Origin of the sequence: Candidatus Nitrosotenuis chungbukensis (assembly GCF_000685395.1) — an archaeon.
Taxonomy (GTDB): Archaea; Thermoproteota; Nitrososphaeria; order Nitrososphaerales; family Nitrosopumilaceae; genus Nitrosotenuis; species Nitrosotenuis chungbukensis.
Window position 1 is genome coordinate 1 of record NZ_AVSQ01000016.1, and the last position, 15,249, is coordinate 15,249.

Consider the following 15,249-nt stretch of genomic DNA (forward strand, 5'->3'; position numbering starts at 1 on the left):
TCAGATCTGATGTAGGGGCAATTGCGACTCCGCAACAAATCTATTTTGTATCAAAGCTGCCAAAAACAAGAAGTGGTAAAATAATGAGAAGGCTGCTAAAGGCAATGGCAAGCAATGAAAAAACAGGTGACATCAGTACGCTTGAAGATGGGGCAGCTGTTAGCGAAATTCAAACTGCGTTTGATGATCTAAAAAATCAGATCTCGCGAGCATGAACGCCAACTGACACAAAGAAAACCCGGTAAATCGACACTGCTTGTCTATTTTGATAGTTTTTTATCTATTGCTGCCTTTATTTGGTGTAGACTTGCCTTCGATTCGGCCTGAGCCTTTTTCATAGCAGCACTGTAGTCTAGTCTTGCCTTGTCTATTGCCGCTTTGGAATCCGCATTGATCTTATCTGTCGGTATTCCCTTTGATATTGCGTTTCTTGCATCCATCTGTGATTTCTCAACAGCTGCCTTGAAATCCGCCCTTGCCTTTTCAACTGCAATCTTGTATGTGGTCATAATTGACTTTACGTCGAGTTTTGCTGTTCCTTTTACTTCTGCAAACGCGTGGCTGTGTGGTGCAACAAAAAGCAGCACTGACAAGACCACTGCTGATATTGCTATTGTCTTCATTTCGTAAGATCTCTAAAAAGGCAATTAAAAAATTTTGCGTAACAATTGCACTATTCTGAAAACGCCGATTTCGTGTGTAGTGTGGGCTCTTTTTTGTGCCTATCTTGGATTAAAATTACTTCTGGTTTCAATATTTTGATCCGGTCGCTATTTTGAATTTTTGATCCAGTCTACAGCTTCTATGATCTTGTCTACCTCAAACGGTTTTTGCAATATCCTGTTCGGGTTCAAGTAATCCAGTTTTTCTGAAACGTCCTTTTGTAAATTGCCTGTTATTATGATGACGTTTGCCTTTGGATCTATTTCTCGAATGTTTTGCAATGCAAAAATGCCATCGTATTCTGGCATTGTCAGGTCCACAAATGTGATGTCCGGGGATTTCTCTTGATACAGTTCGACTGCTTTTTTGCCGTCATGTCCTTTCCCAACTACCTCGACTTGGATTATTTTCTAATATTCTGAAAAAAGCTCAAACACGTCTTTGTCATCATCTATCACAATTGCTGTAAGTGTCTTATCCATACGATGATTCCGTTTTTAATTGGTATGTTTTTTGGCTACGTTTTCCTCTCTCACATTTTTTGTTTTCTGACTCAAAGCTCTTATGCCCTCGTTAATAATCATGCTTAAAACTGAAGAATAACTCCAACTCTTACTTGATTTGGAAATAAAGTCTGCTTGTAGGTGATGGATTTTTTTATCGAGATCCTCGTCGATAGTAAATGTCACGCGTTTTTTTACCATATGCCAAAATTTTGTTATAATTAACTTATTTAACATATAAACTTCGATGAATCGAAGTTAAATTGGAAACTACATATTGAATAAAGATAGAACTGTATGTGTCAAATGATCAACACATATCTCTTCTATGTCTGTCTGACATTAATCACATATGCAAAATAATAATTTTAAAGCATTAGTTACGATCTCGATCGAAGTTGTTTTAATGAGAGCAGGTGGCCCACAATATTTCATGATCCTTTCGAGATTGGAGCGAGACTATGATTGTAAGATTGCTGACTGTTTTGAGCATCCAGAATATCTGAAAAACGTGCTAAAGGACGTTTATGAAAATTCCTATGGTGGGATACTGGATGACTTAGAAACCGAACTTGGAGAGATTGCATCCGAAAAAGAAATCAAATCTTTTCTGAATGCTCTGAGGGAATAAGACTACTCTTAAAAACAAGATTCTCTATGCTTTGACATGGACCTATTTTCCGCCCGGCAGCAGGATTATGTTAGGCCTTATCTTGGCGAAGTAAGCCGATTTGTAGGCAAACGGTGGAGCTTTGGGGTAATCTGGGAACTGCGTAATAATAAAAAAATGAGATTTAATCAATTGCTGTCGTCTCTTTCTGGAATCTCGCCCTCTACGCTCTCTTCTACCCTGAAAAGTCTGGAAAAAAATGGGCTGATAACGCGTACCAGATATGGGAAGACTCCTCCATTCAAAGTAGAGTATAGTATAACAAAGAAGGGAATTGATCTAATCGTTGCAAGCTCCCCGCTGATTAAATGGGTAATGAAAAAAAGAATAAACCCCTTGTGATTTTCTAATTGTTTGGCAAACAGACCTTGGGTTGGTTTGTTAAATGTGTGGTGATTAGTACTTGAATAATACGTTGAATTTTGTTCTAGCAGATATGGCAACTATTGATGCTATTGCAATGGTGAGAATTATCATTACCAATGTGCCAAATTCTGGTATTGCGTATGTTCCGATGATCTCTATCTGCTCCGTGTATTCTGGAAATAGGATCACTAGCGTTCTACTCTGATCATCACTGTATGGTTCATAATAATCGACTGCGGATTCGTCGTCAATTGTGACTATAAATGGTGTGTCGCCGGTGCTCGACTTTGCATCTAAGATATACCTTGGAATGGATAATAGTAATGATCCATCGGTTTTAGTGTTTAGTTGCAAAAGAATAGAATATGCACTACTGCTAACTCTGGCATTTTTTACTACTGCCCCGCTAATTTCATGCGTTATGCAATATTTGTCGCCCTCACCCATTACGGTGATCTGGTTCTCGTCGCACTCTATGGGCGTTCCTGGCGCACCAACTAACTCAAATGTGACTTTGTCATTGGTTTCGTATGAGCCGTATTGGACTCTGATAGTGTATACTCCCTCACTGTTCCATAGGCTGCCAACTGCCTTCAGTGTTGTTTGAAATGTTTTATCCTCCGAAACTTCGATTTGCTGTATCCCTACAACGTTGTTCTGCGGTCCCGTTATTTTGAGTGTGACTGGCATATCTTTTAGATTTGCGACTGCTCCGCGTACTTGAATGTCCGAGCCATAACTGTATAGGTTTCTCTCTATCCAGACCCGCACTGGAACATCGATTTCTCGCAAATCTCTGATGTTCTCATAAAGATCAGTTGTCTCACAAAGTGGACATGCCTTATCTGACGCCGCATAAGCTTGTGTCATGCCAATTATCGCAACAAAAGCAGTTGCGACAAATAACATGGATAAGCGGCGGTTCATTTTATTTTTTAAAGTTTAAGGTTATTTATGTATTTTAATGAAAAATAGTACTATCTGGACGTTTTTGTGACTGTTTTCTAATCATGTGAGTTGGTTGAGACTTGGGAGAGAGTAATTTTACAAAAAAGTATCTGATCCATCCAATCTAAAGAAGAGGTTGTAAAATGTAATCGGGCGCTGGTGAGTAAATGGGCATCACTCCATGTCGGGTTGCGAATAATTGCAAACCGAGTATCTTTTTTATGATTTTAGATGATGATCAGAATTTACTGTGGATGACCGTGGATTACTTGTTTTCTATATAGTTTCCATTGTTTTAGTAATCTATAGTAGTTCTATCCATATATCATATGTATTGGGTAATGTAGATGAGAATCATAGTTGCAAGTATTGTTGCAATTTTTGCAGTGTCCCTTGTTTGCCAATCTGCAGTGGCTCAAAACCAATACACTGTCACTGGCGCGGGGGCAACATTTCCATTCCCTCTTTTAGATCTATGGCGAGTAAAGTACAATGCGGAACATCCAAACATCAACATGAATTACCAATCAATCGGCAGTGGTGGGGGAGTAAAACAGCATATTGAAAAAACTGTCAATTTTGCTGCTACTGATGCTCCGCTAACTGCTGGTGAATTGGAGCTTGTGCCTGACTCACTACACATACCAGAAGCGATAGGTGGGATCACCATATCTTACAACGTTCCGGAGATTCCAGAAAGCGGCCTAAAACTTACCGGCAAACAGATTGCAGACATATTTCTTGGCAAAATAACAAAATGGAATGATCCATCCATCCTTGAAACCAATCCTGATCTGTCTCTTCCAGACAAGAATATTCTTGTGGTGCATCGCTCAGATGGTTCTGGTACTACTCATGTTTTTACTGAATATCTTAACATGGTTAGCCAAGACTGGCATGACCAGATTGGTTTTGGGAAAAGCATTCCTTGGCCTGCAGGTGTTGGGGCGGCGGGAAACGAAGGCGTCGCTGCTACAGTCAGGACCACTCCGTATTCAATTGGATACGTGGAACTTGCCTACGCATTCCAAAACGACATGACATTTGCATACGTTGAAAACGGCGATGGCACCGCATTTATCGAGCCATCACTAGAAACGCTGTCTGCATCAGCTGCAGGAGCTGCATCTAGCTTGCCTCAAGCACATGAAAGCTGGCAAGGCATTACTATCAACAATGCGCCTGGGCCAAACTCGTATCCGATTACAAGCTTTACGTACATTCTCTTGCATCAGAACTTGGAAACCGCCACACCAAGTAAAGAGCATGCCGTAGAAACGGTCAATCTCATAAAATGGATGATAACTGACGGTCAAAAATATTCTCCAGAATTATTGTACGTTCCAATTCCTGCCGAGGTTACACAAATAGGATTGGATGGCTTGGATAAGGTCACGTATGACGGAATGTCACTTTCTGCCAGGGCGGTGACGGAGCCGCAATCCCTGCCTTCACCGGATGCCAAAAGTGGCGGTTGTCTAATCGCAACTGCTGCATTTGGATCCGAGCTTGCGCCGCAAGTACAACTGCTTCGAGAAGTAAGAGACAACGTGCTGTTGGATACGGGATCCGGCATGGCATTCATGGGAGCATTTAACAACATTTACTATTCGTTTAGCCCAGCTGTTGCAGACTTGGAGAGACAAAACCCCGTATTCAAAGAAGTGGTGAGGATGACCATAACTCCGATGCTTTCGACTCTCTCTATACTAAACTATGTCGGCATTGATTCAGAACATGAAATGCTAGGATATGGAATTGGAATCATCCTGCTGAACATAGGTATGTATTTTGTCGCGCCGGCGATAATCATTGTAAAATTACGACAAAAAATATGTAAAATCTAATTTATCTGTGATGCGTAGCCTATTCTGTTTTGTTGTCACAAGCGAATCATTGGGCTGGTCTATGGACACGATCTCACATCTTATGTCTTGTCTGACGCTTCAGCACTATGAATTAAAAGAATCACGCACCCAAGTATGGTGACGGCGCCCAAATCATCAATATGAATATTTAGATTATTTTGTAAACTGTTTTCGTTTTCTACTAATCGAACAATTCCTGAGATTCCAACTCTGCAAGTTGTTCTTCGATCTCTTCTGGAGTTTCAGAACCATAGGAAATCAAAATTCTATCATTATCAAATATTTCATAATCTCGTATGTCTGGGACTTTTTCTCCATTGATGTAAAACTTTAACTCATAATCGTCATTGGTACAGAATTCTCTTTTGTCATGAGACACAAAACAATCCTGCGAGAGTCCTAGGTACAGGGTGTCAAAGAGATAACCGAGTGTTATCCCCTTTGAATGTCTGTGAATGGTGTTGCCGTTTGCTCCCTCGAAATGAATCCAAGGGCTCATTAGTTGAAACTGAATGCTTGAAAAATCAAACTTGTCGCCAAAAATTTTTACGAGTATGGATGCATGTTCATGTGCATCTCTCAGAACGGAACCTGACGGGACGTCAGGCATGTTAGATCCTGTGTTTTGTTTAAGGGTAGTAGGGGCATTTCCGGGAGATGTTTTCGCCGTTTTCTCCAATGTGCTGGGTTGTAAGGAATTTAGATAAATCATAATAGTGGTGCCTGATATTGCTATTCCTGCAAGCGCAATTATGACGAGGTGTGATTTTCTCATAAATCAATTCAAGTAATGGGCTTTTCGCTCTTAAGCTATGCGACTGATTATTTCAAATGAGCCATTGAATTGGTCTGGAAATGCCGTCAAAATTTCATCGTTGGTTATTTGGATTTTGGTAAGGTTGTTCTCTTCAAAGCATGTTGAATAATTATAATTAAACTCAGTCACATTTGAGCCACATGATAATTCTATCATCTCGGACCTTGCATTGTTTCTTCTAGGAGCATGGTGGGAAATGAAGAATTTTTTGAAAAGTTCGATTAAATTATAGGTAATCCTGAATCCTTGATCCATCTTATATGTGATGAATACGTAATGAAATATCTGGCAAGCATGATTGGAATCAAACAGTTGTCTGATCGTGAAAATACGAAAAGTATCACTTTCAGATTACCAAAAAGAATTCTAGAGCAAATTGAACTGGAGGCAGGACAAAACAACGTTTCTGAGAATGTCCTAGTAAAGCAAATCCTCACAAACTATGTTGATTGGTTTAGGCTTTCAAAGGGCACTGGCATGATTCCGATATCAAAAGAGTCATTTCAAATGCTAACCCAAAATCTTGATGGTACATCAATATATGATATTGTTGAAAACATACACTTGATGATAAAGAATTTTGGCCTCATCAGGTATGGAAGATACGATCTCAAGACCGCAATAGAATCATTATCAATGTATGTGCAAATGTCCAATTTTCAGCTAGTCCACCTAAAGGAAGAAAACAGTCACCGATTCTTGATAACTCACAGTCTGGGAATATCTTGGTCTTTGGTCTTAGAGCAGCTAATCAATGCGACATTTGGCGAATTTATTGATCCTTCCCAAATCAAATTCAAGACAACCGATGACTCCATTATTGCTTCTGTCACCTTGCCTTCTCTTGATTAATTCTGAATTTTTTATTCTAATTCTAAAGAAAAAACGTTAAACTTCAAATTCTGTTTTGTTGTCTTGACAGAATCATTGGTAGATCAAAAAACATGATCTTAACCGTTTCAGGGCACGGTTTTTTAGATGTGCTGACAATCAAAATCTGCCTCAGCTGGACATGTGAAAGATCTTTTCTGGTTTTATTTTCAAAATGACTCGTTTTTCGCTAGGCGCTCTGAATGGATACTTGTCTACTCCTAGGTATTTTTTTGCAAGCTTGTCTATGTGCTCGTCAGCACCGTTTGTAGTTTGCTCTACTACTCTTCCTCTAATGCTAACTGTGTTGTAAGGATTGGTTTGATCAACTACTGACAGTGCCACTCGTGAATCTCGTTCAAAGTTTTTTTGTTTTGTTCTTCCCTCCGCGGTATTGACTAGAAAGAATTGACCGTCATAATCAATCCAGACGGGCGTTATTTGCGGCGAACCGTCATTCATTAATGATGCTATGAATGCAAAATTCTTTCCTTTGAAGAGGTTAATTGCCGAATCTGTGAGTTCTCTGCTAATTTGCACAAATTTACTAGGATTTCATAATTCTTAAGCCCTACTACTGATTATTTTACGCAAACCATTGAACAGGTAAAGAAACACGAGCTAAAAGTTTCAGAGTATGACTATTTTTAGATTAAAGCCGTACTATGGAATCCTCTAGATTACTTTTAAGCAAATACTGTTGATAATTAATAGTGAAAAAGGTAAAACTTGCAATCATTGTAATCCCATTTGTAATAGCAGTTGGACTGTTCTGGTTTTTTGCAGGTTCTTATGATTTTGTGCCAAGTGCAACAAAAAATCCGTTTGATGTGGATGGGATGAACAGAATTGACTTGACTAACCCACAAATCCCAAAGGATTCAGAAGGAAGGATCGATTACGATGCGCTAATTCAGCTAGTGTCCAAACCCTACTTTTCCAAGCTGCTCTCTGAGAGAAACGTAAAACACCATCCTGGTGATATTGTTTTGATGATTGGACCACGTGTTTCAATGTATACTGAATACAGCAGCTCATGCGGCTATGTCATAGCAGATAATGGGGAAGACTATTGGCTAAAGAGTAGTTTGGATCATGATACTCTAACGGAGGCAAAAATAATGGACACGAATCCAGATCCATGCAGACCGAATACTAGTTCATGTTTTTGTCAAGCACAGACACATATGGCAGAAAGTACGCTAAAGGAGCTGTCATATTTTGATCCTGTTCAGGAATCTGATGTTGCTAACACTGTTCTAGAATACATGACTCAAGGAAATCAAAATCTCACTCCAAAGTTTCTCATAGGAAAGTATAATCTAGATTTAGGTGACGGTGTAACTGCGTTTTGTGGTGAATTTTGGGGTAAACACAGCTTTGATTATTTTCAAGGAACGATTCGTGACAGTAAAGTTGTAGGATTTGGAATCGAAAACAGTCTTCCAAAGTTATGTGCGATAAACAAGGATGCTCAGTATTTTGGTAAAGTCTTAGGCGAAAATTAAAAATGAGAATGTGATTGTATTTTATTGCTGATCTGAACTGTCGATATGAAACTCAAGTCATACTGTTGATCATTTCAAGCGAACCATTGTTCTAGTGAATGACTGCGCCTCTCTGTGCTTTTATGCAGCCTACTTAATGACGATTCTAGTCTCTCCTTTGAAAAACTTCGCTCCTCAGAGAGATACCTGACTATCTCAGAATAATTCACCGCATCAAATTTGATTTCTGATACGTCTGCTACATTGGGGTTGAGGAAAATGTTTCTTATTTCATTATAGTTGATTTGCACCAATTCTTCTTGAATCTGCGGAACCTCTTCTAGTTTTCCATGCTCTTTTATCATTTTTAGTGCAGTCTTTGGCCCAATTCTGTCAAACCCATCTGGGTTAAAGTCTGTCCCAATTAGTATCCCGATATCAACAAGTTGTTCCTTTGTTATCCCAAGATCATCGAGCATTTTCTGAGTGTCTATTATTTCTGGTTCTATCTCGATGTACGTGTTGCGATTTGGAATCTTGCGCCTTCCGCTGTTTGTAAAATTCCTGACAAGTCTTTTTGTTCCAAACAACAGCGAGTCATAGTCTTGACTCGCAGCTGCATATGCGAGGCCTGTTTTTGTCAGATGTGCAGCTGTAGCCTCTCCCTCCGAAGGTGCTTGGATGTATGGTATCCCAAATAAACCCAAAAGATGCTTTGCGTCATCAACCATGCCATCCTGCATTGAAGTAGTTTGCTGGGCGAATTTTCTCATGTCTTCTAGATTTCTTTCAGCTACTGCTCTTTCGTATTTTACAGTGGCGTCTTTTTTGATCTGTTTTCTGCGTGCAATTTCTGCTGATTTGAGCGATGGAGACTTGCCGTCAAAGACATAAACTGGTTTTATTCCAAGTGATAGAAAGTTAATGTTCCTATAGAACAGGCCGCTTAGGTGGCTTGTTATCCTGCCATGTGAGTCTGACAGCGACGTGCCGTCAGGGCCCCTAATTATTGCCAAAAACTGGTATATTGTGTTGTATGCGTCAACTGCAATCACTTTGGATGAAAATGCCTCCAGCCTCGTCTTTTCTTTTGTTAATAATCCCTTTAGGTCTAGACCCATTGTCCTTTCTGTACGAATCTTGTTTTTGTATCTACCTGCTAATTTGCTATATTAGGGGCAATCTGAAATGTAAATTGCCAGGTTAGCCAAGTGGTACGGCGGCCGCCTCGAGATCAACTCACAGGATAGCGGCTGTGCATTCGCACTCAGGGGTTCGAATCCCTTACCTGGCGCCTAGGTTTTTCCTTTAAATGGTTTTAGCGTAATTTTTTAGAATTTTGGAAAAGATGTCGGGGCTTCGAACCATTCATTTTCATATGATTCTGATTGTTCTTCCCAAATGGACTACGTCGTGAATTGTTCCAAAACTGTATCTGTAGATGGATTCGATACTAATCTGTAGCACAACTTAAGAGCATTGGACTAAAATTCAACTTATGTGGTTTCTTTTACTGTTAATTCTGCCGATTGGTTTGATATTCTTGTTTGGTACGACTGAAAAAGATGTAAGTGCATCGTGTACGGTAAACACAGATTGGCCTGATGCCCCATGCATGGATGTGATTGAAGGCGATCACTATCCGCAAGACCAAGTTGACCGATGGGCAGCATACTATGACTACAAAGGTGCACAATTCATGAAATCTAAAAAAATTCAGATGGATAATGCAATCAAAGAAGATCGACTTATTGGATGGGTTAATGAATCGATACAAAACTCAAATGTTTGGCAGTATTATTATTTTTCAGGTCAGGCTCCAAGTCAATATCCACAAAAAATTGGATTTGACATAATACATCATAATATTACCTCACCACAAAACTTCATGACCACTCACAACCTCGTCTGGAACACGTATCTTTACTGGATTCTGGCTTTGATTGTGGTTGGGATTATTACGGCTGTCCTTGTAATTAGGAAGAAAAAATGAAAAATATGATATCGAACAGTTGTAGTGTGAACCCGACACCAGAACTCACATATTTTCATACACGCTTTCACGTGACTCAATTTTGTGTACTGTTATTTTCTTATCTGCCCAGAATACTTCGTATACAAGCCTATACTTCCAATCCTTATCCTGTATATCGAATCATATCCTTTGAGTTTTGCCACATCATAAATCCTAACTGGAACAGGGTTGTCCTTGAGTGTAAGAAATATGTCCTTCAGATTATCCTTTCTTTTGGAATCAAGCTTGTTGATAACTTTTAAAACGCTTTTCTTTGCATTGATTTCAAACAAATTAATCTAGCGCATTCATCAAAGATGATTCTTTTACGATTGATTCCTTCTTTTTAATTGACGATTTGTCACTTGGGGTGGGCTCTTCGAGGGGAACGACTTTATCGATCAAGTTCTTGTATAACAGTCTTAACTCCTTAATTTCATCCCTAATTATCTTGAATTCTTTTGTACTCATCTATGTCATATATCGCACTAAAACAGTTTAAAGTCTTCGGCTTTCGGAACTCCTGATGTCATAAAATACCGGTGTTTAGGAAGCCCACCTGGTTTTCTAACCTGAATCGTGGCATCCAAACCAATCATAAATGTAGTCAAACTATCTATCTTCACAAATCTGCCGTCATGGCGTCAAACCTTCCGTACCAATCTCTTACCTGGCGCCTAGGTTTTTCCTTTAAATGGTTTTAGCGTAATTTTTTAGAATTTTGGAAAAGATGTCGGGGCTTCGAACCATTCATTTTCATATGATTCTAATTGTTCTTTCCAAATGGACTACGTCGCGAATTATCCAACAATTGTATCTGATCTAGGCGAACTCACCACAATTCTGTAGCACGACTTAAGAATTGCCAAAACAGAAAAAATCAGTGAAGTATTTCATTGTCTTCCTTCTGATTATTCTCTTTGTTCCAATTTTTGCCGAAGAGGTGGGAGCAGTACATTTTCATGGCGGATTGGATCCTGTTCGTTCTCATCTGACAGAGAACTATTACTATTCTCTTGGCGATACGATCAAGTTCAATGGATGGGCAAACGCTTACCACGACGGAGGAAACGGAACGATAACTGTCTCATATCCAACATTTGACATAAAAATAACAGATCCAGACAACCAACTTATCACACATCAGACCCTAACTGGAGACAAAGACGGACATGTTGAATTTTTATTTCCAGTTGGAAAAGATTTCAAGTTTGGTCAATATCTTGTAGACATTCATATCTCAAAAGATGGGTATGATACCTATACGCAAGACCCACAACCTTTCTTTGTAATCAGAGGTCTTGCAGATGAGCTCAAAACTCAAGGGTATGATGTGAAAATCTGGCCGGAAAAGGCGAAGATTCGTTTTGCCACCACTGAAAAGATATTTGTCTCAATTTGCCCATCCCCACTTCAAGGAATCCATACTGAGGAGTTCATAGACCCAGAGACAGGATTCAATGTTTATGATTCGTATTTTTTGGTAGACTATACCATTACAAAGCCTGACGGCACAAAAAATACCCAGGCGTTTTCTTCAGTAAACTCGTATCGATGCAATGAATCACTTGAAAATCAAGTATATGCAGACACTCCAGGCAAGTGGACCATAAGTGCGTCTGCAAAATGGGTCAATGATGGAATTTTGTATTATGCAGAAAGTAATACGATTGACATTATGATCGAGGAACCTGTTTTTAGCAACACACGAGTTGAACGGATTTTGAATAACTTGTATGCTCCTCTGGATTGGAGCCCTGATGGGAAATATATGCTTGTCAAGAATGGGACGGAATATTATGTGAAAGACAATGTCAATCTCGAACTAGTCGACGCACAGGATCATTCCATGACCGAACTAATCATACCAATAAACAACAATAATGATCTCTATGTAGACAGCGCCAAATTCTCATCAGATGGCAAGGGGATATTTTTTGTAACTATAGATCATCTGTACAGGTATGATCTTGCAAACAAGACCGTACACGACATTGAAATCAAAAATATTGCAAGTTTTAGTCTGGATTCTCTTGGACATGTTTTCTATTCTACTCGCAAACCCCAATCAACAGATGAACGATACTTTGAAGTCTGGAAAACAGATCTAGTAAATACAGTCAAAGTGACGAGCGGGCCTGACTTTTCTGGGTTCGATGTAAATGATAATGGTACAAAACTGCTCTACAAAAAATTCCTCAAAGGAGGGTATGGTTGGCAAGAAGATGTTCTTGCAATATATGACATTGACCGCGAACAGGAGATCACAATACCAAAGATAACTGATGCAGACTGTGGTCTGACTCCACAATTTGCTCCGAATAATGATTTGATAATTTATCACATTTCGAGCTGTGGTAAAGGCTGGCCTGGGGGAATGATAAAGATAACAGACATGGATGGAAATGAAAATGTGCTGATTCAGCCAAGCAACAACAACCCTGCAAGCTTTATTGTCAGTCCAGACGGAAAATATCTTGTCTACCCACAGTCATATTATGATGAAAACACAAAGTCCGGCCTGTACCAGATGACTCTTGCAAGGCCGATACCTGAATTCAGTTCGATTTCTAGTTTGCTTCTGATAGTTTCCTTGATTTCAGTTGTTGTTTTTGGAACAAGATTTAGGAAGAATCTGTAGCACAACTTAAGAATCTCAAAATAACGATGTTCATGAAACATGTTTTCATATGTGCCATACTTGTTACCTATCCAATGTTTAGAATTTTCATAATCTCATCTATTCGTTGAGGATTTAGTGCATACTGCATTCCATAAGATGTGGGATGCTGAACAACCAAATTCTCCTTTACTAGTTTTTTGAGGGTTTTTTCTATGTTTCCTCGTTCGTGCGAGGGGCACCCAGTCCTTAGATCTTCAAGCGATACGTGTCTCCCACCGATGATCCTATTTCTATACATTTTTTCCAAAATGAATGCAGATATGCTCTGCTTGATCATGATTGGGTTTACGTGAATATCGTATTTATTAATTATGTACTAGATTACATAGATCTAGTAAGTTTAATATAATATTTTGTCACATCGAGAGCCATGATACGCACAAAGCCAAGTACCAAAGCCATGCCTGATGGTCCGCTTGAAAGCATGTTTCCAGTAGCAAGCTCAAAGTTACTTGACTTTCTTTCCACGCATAAGCGATGGGACTATTCTGTTTCTGATATTGCAAAGTATTCCGGCGTCTCATTCAAGACTGCGCTGGCACAAGTCAAAAAGCTAGAGGTACAAGACGTCGTAGTACGGACAAGGACTGTTGGCAATGCTACGATGTATCAGTTCAACATGGACTCAAAACAAGCACACTATATTGACAAGCTCATAAACGAGATTGCTACAAGGAGAATCCGGGAAACCTTAGAATCTAAACCAACAATGAAAATTAAGCAGAAAAAGAAAAAATCATAGGTGTATTCTGAGTCCGCCGACTGCTTCTTACCCTCCTGACTCACATCTATTACGTATTGTCATAAACTTTTGGGCTCAAATTCTACTAATTTGCCGTCATGGCGTCAAACTTTCCGTACCAATCTCTTACCTGGCGCTAGGTTTTTTCACATCTACACTAATTTCTGTGGATTTTTATGATGCAAGTTTTACAAAAATAGCACGTTGACTATCATTAGGTAGTTTTACTGCAAGAGTTTATCAAAATCCCCCGTACTTTGGTCTTTAGTTTTTATTTTTATAATGATGATTTGATTTATCTATGATGAATGAAATACAAAATTAGTGGCATCTGACATTTTATCCTCCGTATCTGACTCGTTGCATTCAAAATTTTTTGCTGCCAGTACCTCGTCAGAGCTGATTATTCAGGATTTTGCAGTAATCATGATCATGGCGTCAATTATGGCACTAATATCATACAAGCTCAAGCAGCCAATGGTTATGGCATACATTGTTGCAGGAATGATTATTGGTCCGCATACTCCGCCGTTTAGTTTAATCACTCATGTGGACATACTGCACGTGTTTGCCGAGATTGGAATAATCCTGCTTTTGTTTGTAATTGGCATGGAGTTTCCTATTGAAAAGCTCAAAAACATTGGAAAAAAGGCAACTGTCATTGCCGTTGCAGAGGCTTCTGGAACTTTTCTTGCTGGCTTTGCAGTATCTCAAGCGCTCGGCTTTGCATTCTATGATAGCCTGTTTTTGGCGCTTGCGATTTCTGTGACTAGTACTGTGATAATCATGAAAGTCCTTGAGGAACTAGGTATGATTAAGGACGAAGCGACATACCTGATAGTTGGCATAGCTGTAATTGAGGATATTATCATAATATCACTTCTTGCTGTTTTGCAATCTGTTGCATCCACTGGAGACTTGTCAGTGGTGGAAATCAGTGTCTCAATAGGGCTGGTAATGGCGTTCATAGTGGGGGCAATTGTGATTGGCTCCAAGGTAATCCCTAGGTGTGTCGATCTTGTTGGGAGAACAGGTCATGATGAATTGTTGATTATCGCAGTGCTTGGAGTTGCATTTGGCTTGTCGTTTATTGCATTCAAACTAGATATCTCAGTTGCGACCGGCGCGTTTTTTGCAGGAGTTCTTGTGGCTGAATCCAAAATGAGAATGGCGACCAAAATAATGGCGACTCCAATTCGAGACATGTTTGCAGCATTGTTTTTCATTTCAGTTGGTGCTTTGATGGACATACGCATGCTTCCGCTGTTTATCGTACCTGCGATTATTCTGATACTGGTGTCTTTTGCTGCAAAATTCCTCACCGTGTGGATATCTGCCAGATCACAAGGACTTGGAAAAATGACCTCGCTCAAGGCCGGGATAGGACTGTCTTCATCTGGAGGCGAGCTTGCACTTGTTGCAGCAAAGGGAGGTGCAGATGTTGGCGCAACAAGCTCTTTCGTACTACCGATGGTTGGGGCAATGACAATTATCACCACTTTCATCTCTCCATACGTGATAAAATATGGCTGGAAATTCACAAAAAGACTAGAAAAAAAGCAAGACTGATGCCTTGTCCCATCGAGCGCATCTTGAGGAAAAACAATTCTGTTTATGT

The 15,249-nt window shown here is 39.6% G+C and carries 19 protein-coding genes and 1 tRNA gene; 11 read left to right on the forward strand and 9 right to left on the reverse strand.

The features are described 5' to 3' along the window. Positions 1-215: AMP-binding enzyme (locus tag NKMY2_RS05995; protein ID WP_042685990.1), on the forward strand; the 215-nt coding region annotated here is incomplete at its 5' end. Between the two features lie 45 nt (positions 216-260). Here the strand turns inward: NKMY2_RS05995 and NKMY2_RS06000 are convergent. Both NKMY2_RS06000 and NKMY2_RS10525 read right to left on the reverse strand, forming a co-directional pair. After that, complete coding sequence (locus NKMY2_RS06000; RefSeq protein ID WP_042685992.1) at positions 261-623, reverse strand: hypothetical protein; 363 nt, start codon at positions 621-623, stop codon at positions 261-263. 147 nt (positions 624-770) lie between these two features. Beyond that, on the reverse strand, positions 771-1,070 hold the full coding sequence (locus NKMY2_RS10525; RefSeq protein ID WP_081781882.1) for a response regulator: 300 nt from the start codon (positions 1,068-1,070) through the stop codon (positions 771-773). A gap of 529 nt (positions 1,071-1,599) precedes the next feature. Between NKMY2_RS10525 and NKMY2_RS06015 the strand changes: the two genes are divergently transcribed. Together NKMY2_RS06015 and NKMY2_RS06020 are read left to right on the forward strand one after the other, a co-directional pair. Then, complete coding sequence (locus NKMY2_RS06015; RefSeq protein WP_157832465.1) at positions 1,600-1,797, forward strand: hypothetical protein; 198 nt, start codon at positions 1,600-1,602, stop codon at positions 1,795-1,797. A 36-nt stretch (positions 1,798-1,833) separates the two neighbouring features. Continuing rightward, positions 1,834-2,178, forward strand: coding sequence for a winged helix-turn-helix transcriptional regulator (locus NKMY2_RS06020; RefSeq protein ID WP_052347552.1), 345 nt, complete (start codon positions 1,834-1,836; stop codon positions 2,176-2,178). Between the two features lie 54 nt (positions 2,179-2,232). On the opposite strand, the gene NKMY2_RS06025 is transcribed toward NKMY2_RS06020, so the two are convergent. After that, complete coding sequence (locus NKMY2_RS06025) at positions 2,233-3,129, reverse strand: PEFG-CTERM sorting domain-containing protein (RefSeq protein WP_081781883.1); 897 nt, start codon at positions 3,127-3,129, stop codon at positions 2,233-2,235. A gap of 368 nt (positions 3,130-3,497) precedes the next feature. Between NKMY2_RS06025 and pstS the strand changes: the two genes are divergently transcribed. Continuing rightward, positions 3,498-4,997 (forward strand): phosphate ABC transporter substrate-binding protein PstS, encoded by a 1,500-nt coding sequence (pstS, locus tag NKMY2_RS06030; protein WP_052347553.1) that lies wholly within the window; start codon positions 3,498-3,500, stop codon positions 4,995-4,997. Positions 4,998-5,199: 202 nt separating this feature from the next. Here pstS and NKMY2_RS06035 read toward each other — a convergent pair whose 3' ends face one another. Continuing rightward, the gene (locus NKMY2_RS06035) at positions 5,200-5,793 is read right to left on the reverse strand and encodes a hypothetical protein (RefSeq protein ID WP_052347554.1); all 594 of its coding nucleotides are present in this window, start codon (positions 5,791-5,793) and stop codon (positions 5,200-5,202) included. Between the two features lie 318 nt (positions 5,794-6,111). Between NKMY2_RS06035 and NKMY2_RS06045 the strand changes: the two genes are divergently transcribed. Next, entirely contained in the window at positions 6,112-6,687 is a 576-nt protein-coding gene (locus NKMY2_RS06045; RefSeq protein WP_042686228.1) for a hypothetical protein, read from the forward strand. 150 nt (positions 6,688-6,837) lie between these two features. Here the strand turns inward: NKMY2_RS06045 and NKMY2_RS06050 are convergent, their stop codons facing one another. Further along, on the reverse strand, positions 6,838-7,245 hold the full coding sequence (locus NKMY2_RS06050) for a PPOX class F420-dependent oxidoreductase (RefSeq protein ID WP_238549787.1): 408 nt from the start codon (positions 7,243-7,245) through the stop codon (positions 6,838-6,840). A 173-nt stretch (positions 7,246-7,418) separates the two neighbouring features. Between NKMY2_RS06050 and NKMY2_RS06055 the strand changes: the two genes are divergently transcribed. After that, positions 7,419-8,213: a hypothetical protein gene (locus tag NKMY2_RS06055; RefSeq protein ID WP_042686006.1), complete on the forward strand. Its 795-nt coding sequence runs from the start codon at positions 7,419-7,421 to the stop codon at positions 8,211-8,213. A 74-nt stretch (positions 8,214-8,287) separates the two neighbouring features. Here NKMY2_RS06055 and fen read toward each other — a convergent pair whose 3' ends face one another. After that, positions 8,288-9,313, reverse strand: a complete 1,026-nt coding sequence (fen, locus tag NKMY2_RS06060) for a flap endonuclease-1 (RefSeq protein WP_042686008.1) — start codon at positions 9,311-9,313, stop codon at positions 8,288-8,290. Positions 9,314-9,389: 76 nt separating this feature from the next. On the opposite strand from fen, the gene NKMY2_RS06065 reads away from it, so the two are divergent. Together NKMY2_RS06065 and NKMY2_RS06070 are read left to right on the forward strand one after the other, a co-directional pair. Then, positions 9,390-9,486 (forward strand) — tRNA-Ser (locus NKMY2_RS06065). A 204-nt stretch (positions 9,487-9,690) separates the two neighbouring features. Further along, a complete protein-coding gene (locus NKMY2_RS06070) occupies positions 9,691-10,185 on the forward strand; it encodes a hypothetical protein (RefSeq protein WP_052347556.1) in 495 nt (164 codons plus the stop codon). A 92-nt stretch (positions 10,186-10,277) separates the two neighbouring features. Here NKMY2_RS06070 and NKMY2_RS06075 read toward each other — a convergent pair whose 3' ends face one another. Together NKMY2_RS06075 and NKMY2_RS10760 are read right to left on the reverse strand one after the other, a co-directional pair. Continuing rightward, positions 10,278-10,499, reverse strand: coding sequence for a type II toxin-antitoxin system RelE family toxin (locus NKMY2_RS06075; RefSeq protein WP_052347557.1), 222 nt, complete (start codon positions 10,497-10,499; stop codon positions 10,278-10,280). Between the two features lies 1 nt (position 10,500). Continuing rightward, positions 10,501-10,677: a hypothetical protein gene (locus tag NKMY2_RS10760; protein ID WP_157832466.1), complete on the reverse strand. Its 177-nt coding sequence runs from the start codon at positions 10,675-10,677 to the stop codon at positions 10,501-10,503. 412 nt (positions 10,678-11,089) lie between these two features. Between NKMY2_RS10760 and NKMY2_RS06080 the strand changes: the two genes are divergently transcribed. Beyond that, positions 11,090-12,847: a hypothetical protein gene (locus NKMY2_RS06080; protein WP_157832467.1), complete on the forward strand. Its 1,758-nt coding sequence runs from the start codon at positions 11,090-11,092 to the stop codon at positions 12,845-12,847. Between the two features lie 67 nt (positions 12,848-12,914). Here the strand turns inward: NKMY2_RS06080 and NKMY2_RS06085 are convergent, their stop codons facing one another. Beyond that, entirely contained in the window at positions 12,915-13,166 is a 252-nt protein-coding gene (locus NKMY2_RS06085) for a hypothetical protein (RefSeq protein WP_042686014.1), read from the reverse strand. 93 nt (positions 13,167-13,259) lie between these two features. Here NKMY2_RS06085 and NKMY2_RS06090 point away from each other — a divergent pair, with 93 nt between their 5' ends. After that, positions 13,260-13,631, forward strand: coding sequence for a winged helix-turn-helix domain-containing protein (locus NKMY2_RS06090; protein ID WP_042686017.1), 372 nt, complete (start codon positions 13,260-13,262; stop codon positions 13,629-13,631). Between the two features lie 324 nt (positions 13,632-13,955). Then, the gene (locus NKMY2_RS06095) at positions 13,956-15,200 is read left to right on the forward strand and encodes a cation:proton antiporter (RefSeq protein ID WP_042686020.1); all 1,245 of its coding nucleotides are present in this window, start codon (positions 13,956-13,958) and stop codon (positions 15,198-15,200) included. The last annotated feature ends 49 nt before the right edge of the window (positions 15,201-15,249 follow it).